This is a genomic window from Archangium sp. (assembly GCF_036388035.1).
Lineage (GTDB): Bacteria > Myxococcota > Myxococcia > Myxococcales > Myxococcaceae > Archangium.
The window spans coordinates 1-6,540 of sequence record NZ_DASVSO010000871.1 but is presented as its reverse complement, the minus strand read 5'-3'; the positions used below and the strand labels follow the sequence as shown (position 1 = coordinate 6,540).

At 71.4% G+C, this 6,540-nt stretch carries 8 protein-coding genes; 5 read left to right on the top strand and 3 right to left on the bottom strand.

Annotated elements, in window-relative coordinates:
* Positions 1–925 (top strand): MCE family protein (locus tag VF697_RS35850; protein ID WP_331102208.1); only part of this gene is annotated, 925 nt, incomplete at its 5' end.
* Positions 926–940: 15 nt separating this feature from the next.
* Here the strand turns inward: VF697_RS35850 and VF697_RS35845 are convergent.
* The 3 genes from VF697_RS35845 to VF697_RS35835 form a co-directional block, all read right to left on the bottom strand.
* Positions 941–1,201 carry a hypothetical protein gene (locus tag VF697_RS35845; RefSeq protein WP_331102206.1) on the bottom strand — a complete coding sequence of 87 codons (261 nt, stop codon included), beginning with the start codon at positions 1,199–1,201 and terminating at the stop codon, positions 941–943.
* Between the two features lie 65 nt (positions 1,202–1,266).
* Positions 1,267–1,587, bottom strand: a complete 321-nt coding sequence (locus VF697_RS35840; protein ID WP_331102204.1) for a hypothetical protein — start codon at positions 1,585–1,587, stop codon at positions 1,267–1,269.
* A gap of 193 nt (positions 1,588–1,780) precedes the next feature.
* Positions 1,781–3,256, bottom strand: a complete 1,476-nt coding sequence (locus VF697_RS35835; RefSeq protein WP_331102202.1) for an ELWxxDGT repeat protein — start codon at positions 3,254–3,256, stop codon at positions 1,781–1,783.
* Between the two features lie 244 nt (positions 3,257–3,500).
* Between VF697_RS35835 and VF697_RS35830 the strand changes: the two genes are divergently transcribed.
* From VF697_RS35830 to VF697_RS35815, 4 genes are read left to right on the top strand one after another with little or no spacing between them, the layout of a single operon-like run.
* Positions 3,501–4,271: an SDR family NAD(P)-dependent oxidoreductase gene (locus VF697_RS35830; RefSeq protein WP_331102200.1), complete on the top strand. Its 771-nt coding sequence runs from the start codon at positions 3,501–3,503 to the stop codon at positions 4,269–4,271.
* 37 nt (positions 4,272–4,308) lie between these two features.
* The gene (locus VF697_RS35825) at positions 4,309–4,839 is read left to right on the top strand and encodes a hypothetical protein (RefSeq protein WP_331102198.1); all 531 of its coding nucleotides are present in this window, start codon (positions 4,309–4,311) and stop codon (positions 4,837–4,839) included.
* A 54-nt stretch (positions 4,840–4,893) separates the two neighbouring features.
* Positions 4,894–5,568 (top strand): hypothetical protein, encoded by a 675-nt coding sequence (locus VF697_RS35820; RefSeq protein ID WP_331102196.1) that lies wholly within the window; start codon positions 4,894–4,896, stop codon positions 5,566–5,568.
* Entirely contained in the window at positions 5,565–6,308 is a 744-nt protein-coding gene (locus VF697_RS35815; protein WP_331102194.1) for a hypothetical protein, read from the top strand. The genes VF697_RS35820 and VF697_RS35815 overlap by 4 nt, the downstream gene beginning before the upstream one ends.
* Positions 6,309–6,540: the final 232 nt, after the last annotated feature.

The following is a 6,540-nucleotide window of genomic DNA, read 5'->3' as shown; positions in this document are numbered from 1 at the left end:
GGTGGCTCGCCTGGCCAGCCAGGGCGTGCTGGGCGACAAGGCGGTGGACATCAGCATCGGCTCGCTCGACGCGGCCGCCGTGCCAGAGGGCGGAGAGATTCCGGGCGCGACGGGCGGCGACCTGTCCTCCCTCATGCGCGGGGCGACGCAGGTGATGGAGGACACGTTGGCGGTGAGCCGCACGGTGCGCAAGGCGGCGGAGGCGTACGCGGACCCGCAGATGGCCGAGGACGTCGCGGCCAGCGTGCACAGCCTGCGGATGCTGCTCCAGGAAGTGGAGCAGGGGGATGGCGCCCTGCATGCGCTCATCTATGACAAGGAGACGGGCCGGCAGGTGCGGGGGCTGGTGGACAATGCCTCGCGCGTGGCGGTGCGGATGGACAAGGCCGTGGGCCACGTGGAGGCCATGCTCAACGAGGTGGAGAATGGCAACGGCACGGCGCACTCGCTCATCTACGGCACCGAGGGCACCCGGGCGCTGGGGGAGCTGGGCGCCGCGGCGGGGCAGCTCGCGAGCCTGCTCCAGGACGCGAAGGACAACCCCAACGGCGCCATCCATCAACTCTTCTACGGGGACGCCGGCACGATGTTCGCGGACCTGGGCAGCGCCGCGGCGGACATCAAGCAGATCACCGCCATGGTGGCCAAGGGCGAGGGCTCGCTGGGAGGCCTCATCAAGGATCCAACGGTGTACGAGGATCTGCGGCAGGTCGTGGGCAACGTGCGGCGCAACCGCGTCCTGCGTGCCCTGGTCCGCTTCGCCATCAACAACAACGGCGAGGTGGAGCAGCAGGTGGGTCAGCCCATCCGCGTGCCCGAGGGGAAGGAACAGCGCGGCATCGGTGGCGCGGGACCGGCCTCGCCGGAGACGCCACGGAGCTTCCAGCTCCCGCCTCCGCCCGTGCCTCCCTTCACCGGGAAGTGAGCGGGGCGGAAGTCGTCAGGCCGCCGCGGCTTGCGCACTGGAGGGCAGGCCCATGACAGCGGCCTCCAGTCGCGCGGGTGCCGGGCCGACCGCCATCGCGCGGGCCATCCGGTAGATGACGAGCGCGGACAGCACGATGGAGGTGGCGAAGCCGATGAGGGTGAAGAGCACGCCACCGCGGTGGATGTCGGTGACGATGGAGGCGATGGCGATGGCGTAGGCGATGGCGTACGTCGCGAGGGTCTTGCTACCAGAGGTGTTGGACTGGGGCGTCATGTAGGGGCTCCGTTCTGTGTGCAAACACAGATGGCGCCCCACGAGGTTGTGACGAAAATTCTTCGCTACCAGTGGGCGGAGAAGGAGACGACCAGGGCGGCCACCGCCATCACGCCGATGACGACGAGCGCCGCGGGGCTGCCCTGGAAGAGCGCGCCGATGCTCTCGGTGGCCTCCCGTGCCTGGCGCGGGGCCCGCTCGACGACGGCCCGGTCGATGAGGAGCACCGTGAGGCTCGCCGCCAGCCAGATGCCGAAGGCGAGCCAGGGCACCGACCTGAGGAGGAAGCCGAGCACGACTCCCGCCGCGGCGATGGCGTAGGCGACGGCGTACGCCACGAGCGTGCGGGAGGTGAAGTAGTTGGGGCGGGTGTTTCCGCGAGGCATGGCGAACACTCCTCTTCCCCCTCTCGTCGCCAAACGTGGGGCGTCGCGGTGAGGCGGGCAATCCCGGGAGTCACCGGTCGCGGTGGCGGCGCGCGCTCCGATGGCCGTCCGCTGGTCGGGTGGCGCCCCGTCAGGGGCTCCCCCGCCCGCCCGCTGAAGGACTCGGGGCAGGCGGGAGCACAGGCCGCGAGCACTACGGGCCGCAGCGACCCCCGGGACGGAAGGGCAGGGCCCACAGCTCGCGGCCATGCGCGCCGTCCTCGGCGGTGAAGAAGACGTCCCAGCCGGAGCGGATGAAGCGGCTCGGGCCCGAGCCCATGGCACCGGGGGCGATCTCCGTCAGCGCCCGCGTCCCCGTCCCGGTCTCCGTCCCCGTCCCCGTCGCCGTGCCGTCGCTCACCCAGGGCTCCCGGCCCCGCCCCGCCGTCTCCGCGCTGAAGAAGAGCGTGCCCTGAATGGGGGCCAGTTCCGTGGGCGACGAGCCGGCCGCGCCTGGCTCGAGGTCCTTGACGAGATGCGTCCCGGACGTCCTGCCATCACTCACCCACAGCTCGCGCCCGTGCACCCCATCGTCCGCCGCGAAGAAGAGCCTGCCATTCATCACCCGCAGCCCGGCCGGCGAGGAGTCGGCGGCCCCCGGGTTGATGTCCATGAGCCGCTTGGTGCCGGACTCCGTGCCATCGCTCACCCACAGCTCCTCGCCCCGAGGGTCCCCCGGTGAATCCGAGCGGGCCCTCCCGGCGCTGAAGTAGAGCTTGCCGTTGAAGGCCGTCAGGTCATGCGGGTAGCGGCCCGGGAAGAAGCGCAGTTTGTGCGTGCTCGCGAGCGTCCCCCGCGTCACCCACATGTCCGCCTCGCCCTCGTCCGGGTCCACCAGGAAGAAGAGCAGGTCCGAGCCCACCGGCGTCAGGCTGAAGATGACGTTGTCCTCGAAGCGCTCGAGGATCGCGGTGGCCCCGGGCACGCCCACGCTGCGCCACAGCTTCACCTCCTCGCCCACGCTGCCCACGAAGTAGAGGGCATTCGGGGCGCGCACCATGCGGCGCGGGCTGGACGAGCCGAGACTGTTCAGGTCTTCCACCATGAAGGTGCCCGCGGGCGTGCCATCACTGCGCCATAACTCGCGCCCGTTCACGCCGTCGTTGGCGGCGAAGTAGAGCACCCCCTTGAACTCCAGCAGCTCGCTCGGCCCGAGGTCCTCGGGAGCGGGGTGGATGTCCTTCACCAGGAAGGTGCCGGCGGTGGTGCCATCGCTCACCCACAGCTCGCGGCCATGGACGCCGTCGTCCGCGACGAAGAAGGTCTTGTCGCCCACCACGGTGAGGTGGGTGGGCTCGGCACCAGCGGCGCCCGGGTGGATGTCCTTCACCAGGAAGGTGCCGGCGCCTCTCGTGCCACTGCTCTTCCACAGCTCGCGGCCGTGGACACCATCGTCCGCGGTGAAGAAGAGCACGCTCTCCCCGCGCACGAGGTTCCCGGGCTCCGAGCCCGTCACGCCCGGCGCGAGATCCCCCAGCAGGCGGGCCGTGGTCCCGCAGGGCTCCCAGGTGGCACTGGCCCCCAGCTCCAGCGAGGACTCCTGTTCGCCCGGCGGGGGCGCGTCATCGAGAGGAACCCCGCAGCCCGTGGCGAGTGCCAGCAGGACGGGAAGGGAACGCCAGTGTCTCATCGTGTGCAGCTCCTGTGTCTCGGGCGCACGACCAGCGCCGCGTAGGGCCACAATGTGGAGACGACGGAGGCAAGGCCCATCTGCGCACGGGTCCCAGCCCGAGTCCGCGCATCCGACAGTCATCAGCTCACGTCATGTCGGGCACGGCTTCGGTCGATGGTGGGCACACTGGGCTTTTGAGCGCCAAGCGGGCGGGGAGGCGCTGCATCCCCTGGCATGCCTCACCCGGTGTAGAAGGGGCCCCATGGACTTGCAGCTCGAGGGAAGGGCCGCGCTCGTCACGGGCAGCAGCCGGGGCATTGGTCGGGCCATCGCCACGGCGCTGGCGCGTGAGGGCGCTCGGGTGTGTCTGAGCGCGCGCGGGGCGGAGGGGCTGGAGGCCACGGCGGCGGCGCTCCGGGCCTCGGGGGCCGAGGTGGTCACCGTGGCCGGAGACGTGGCCACCCCGGAGGGCGCCGCGGCGGCGGTGGACGCGGCGGTGCGGGCCTTCGGGGCGTTGGACCTCCTCGTCAACAATGTGGGTGGCAGCGGCGGTGCGGGCGCCTTCGACGTGGCCACCGCGCCGCAGTGGAAGGACGTGCTCGACCGCAACCTGCTGGCGGCCGTGTGGTGCTCCCAGCACGCGGTGGAGGTCATGAAGGCCCGGGGTGGCGGGTGCATCGTCCACATCAACTCCATCTACGGCCGCGAGTACGGCACCAGCGCGCCCTACACGGCGGCCAAGGCGGGCCTCACCGCGCTCACCAAGGAGATGGCCATCGACCTGGCGCGCCACCGCATCCGCGTCAACGGGGTGGCGCCGGGCTCCATCCTCTTTCCCGGGGGGAGCTGGGACCGGCGGCGGCAGGCGCAGCCGGAGAAGGTGGAGAAGATGGTGCGCGAGGAGCTGCCCTGGGGCCGCTTCGGCACGCCCGAGGAGGTGGCCGACGTCGTCGTCTTCCTGTGCTCGGAGCGGGCCCGCTGGGTGACGGGGGCCACCGTGCCGGTGGATGGTGGACAGGGCCGTGCCTTCTGACTCGGGCCGGCGCGGCTCCCGCGTGTAGAGTGCGCCCGTGCTGAAGCTCTACAAGAAGGAAGGCGACACCCTCCGCTACTGGGTGGCGTGGGTGCACGAGGGAAAGCTCACCGTGCACTCGGGCATCGTCGGGCAGACGGGCGAGGAGCAGGAGACGCCCGCCCCCGCGGACGAGGACCCGGACATGGTCCTCGCCCAGGCGGCCGAGTCGTTGGTGGACGCGGGCTATGACGAGCCGGACCCGGACGCCATGGCGCCGCTCGTCATCCAGTACGCGCTGCAGGGCAAGGGCTCGGGGCACGACTTCGAGAAGCGCCACGCGGTGGAGGAGCTGCTCACGGACGTGCTGGGCTGGACGGGCAATGGCGAGGTGGAGGGCGGCGAGACGCAGCCCGGGCGCATGAATGTCTTCTGCCATGTGATGGACGTGGACGTGGCCGTGCGCACCATCGCCGAGGCGCTCGACGAGGAGGACTTGATGGAGGGAGCCCTCATCGCCCTCGTGCGGGAAGGGGAGGAGCCCCGGGTGCTCTGGCCCCAGGGCCACTCGGGCCCCTTCCGCGTCTGAGTCGGGCGGGGGGTGGATGGTCGCGAGGAGCTCGGGTGGGGCAGACTGTCGCCCGTGACCGCGCGTCTCTCCTTCGCCCTGCTCCTGCTCACCCCGGCCGTCGCCCTGGCTGGGATGCCGAGCTTCGTGTTGTCGAAAGTCGCCTCGATGCGCTTCGAGGCCATCTCCTTCTTCCTGCTCGTCTTCCTGGGGGTGACGCTCGCGGTCTGGGCCTTGTGGAACCGGCTCCAGCGCGACGTGCCCCGCCTGCCTCGGCTCGGCTTCGGGGCGGCGCTGGCGCTGGTGTTCCTCTGGGGGCTCGGCTTCCAGCTCGTCCTCTCCATGATTGCCGGCGGGCGCGAGCTGATGACGCCCGGGGCCTGGACGAAGAAGGGCACCACCTACGAGCTCGAGACGGCGCTGCCCCCGGCGAAGGAGCTGGTGCTCCAGGCGCGGCGCCAGCGGCTCGAGGAGCTGCGCGTGGCGCTGTGGGCCTACGCGGCCGAGCATGGACAGCACTTCCCTCCGAGCGACCTGGCCCCGGGCCTCCCCGAGGAGCGCTGGCGGGTGCTGGGCAGCTCGGGCATGCACTTCATCTACGTGGGCGGGCAGAAGGCGGACGCGCCCTCGGCGCCGCTGGCCTATGAGCCGGGCCTCTTCGGTCGCGAGCGCTGGGTGCTCTTCACGGATGGGGACATCCGCCAGGTGCCCCTCGAGGCCCTCCACGCCACGCTGGGAGGCACGCCGTGAAGACGGTGAGCAAGGTGCTGGGCTGGGTGCTCGCCACGCTCTTCGGGCTGTCGCTCCTCACCTGCACGGGCCAGATGTGGCTGATGCAGGTGCCCATCCTGCTCGCGGTGGGCTGGTGCATGTTCCTCCTGGACGTGCTCCCCGAGGTGACGTTCCGCTGGGGCGCCATCGCCGAGACGGTGGCGGTGAGCGCGGTGCTGGGCGTGGGCACGCACCTCTTCCTGCGCCGGTTGTGGCGGCAGTTGCGCCCCGAGGTGGCGGACGCGCGCCCGTGGCTCGTGCGCTGGAGCGTGTCGCTGGTGGCGCTCATCGTGCTCCTCTTCAGCGCGACCATGGCCACGGTGGGGATCGGGCACCACGTGGGCTGGCTGGCCACGAGTCGCGAGCCGCTGGTGGAGAGCTCGTGGCGGTTCAACTCGTACATCCTGGAGCGGGACTACATGAGCCTGTGCCGGCAGGCCCTGAGCTTGTCCCAGTCGGGAGTGACGGATGCCCAGTTGGTGCAGGCGCTGCTGCGCGACCCGGAGACGCGGGCGGACGCCGAGCAGCTGTATGTGCTGCCCTGGCGCGGTTCCGAGGGCGAGGTGGGTCTGCTCGTCTTCTCCCGCGACCCCCTCACGCGCGAGCATGCGGGCGGGGTGCGCTGCGGAGGCGGGCTGAAGGAGTCGGAGTCCATCAAGGCGGCGGAGCTGCCGCGCCTGCTGTCGGAGTCGAAGGTGGCCGCCGACACGGCTCCGTGAAGCGGACCGTGTCGGCTCGGACGAGCGGGGTTGGCCCCACGCCTGGCTCGTGGCCCGAGGCGCGGTAGGTTCCACGCATGCTCGCTGACGCCTTGTTCCTGCTCCACACGGACCTGCCCCGCGAGGGCCCTGGCAGTGATGACTGCACCCGCGAGGCGCTCCGTCGTCTGCGCCCGCTCCTTCCCGCCTCGCCACGGGTGCTGGACCTCGGGTGCGGCCCCGGGCGACAGAC

Coding starts and splice junctions, on each gene's coding strand:
- VF697_RS35845 (WP_331102206.1), bottom strand. CDS start 1,201: ATGACGCCCCAGTCCAACACCTCTGGTAGCAAGACCCTCGCGACGTAC.
- VF697_RS35840 (WP_331102204.1), bottom strand. CDS start 1,587: ATGCCTCGCGGAAACACCCGCCCCAACTACTTCACCTCCCGCACGCTC.
- VF697_RS35835 (WP_331102202.1), bottom strand. CDS start 3,256: ATGAGACACTGGCGTTCCCTTCCCGTCCTGCTGGCACTCGCCACGGGC.
- VF697_RS35830 (WP_331102200.1), top strand. CDS start 3,501: ATGGACTTGCAGCTCGAGGGAAGGGCCGCGCTCGTCACGGGCAGCAGC.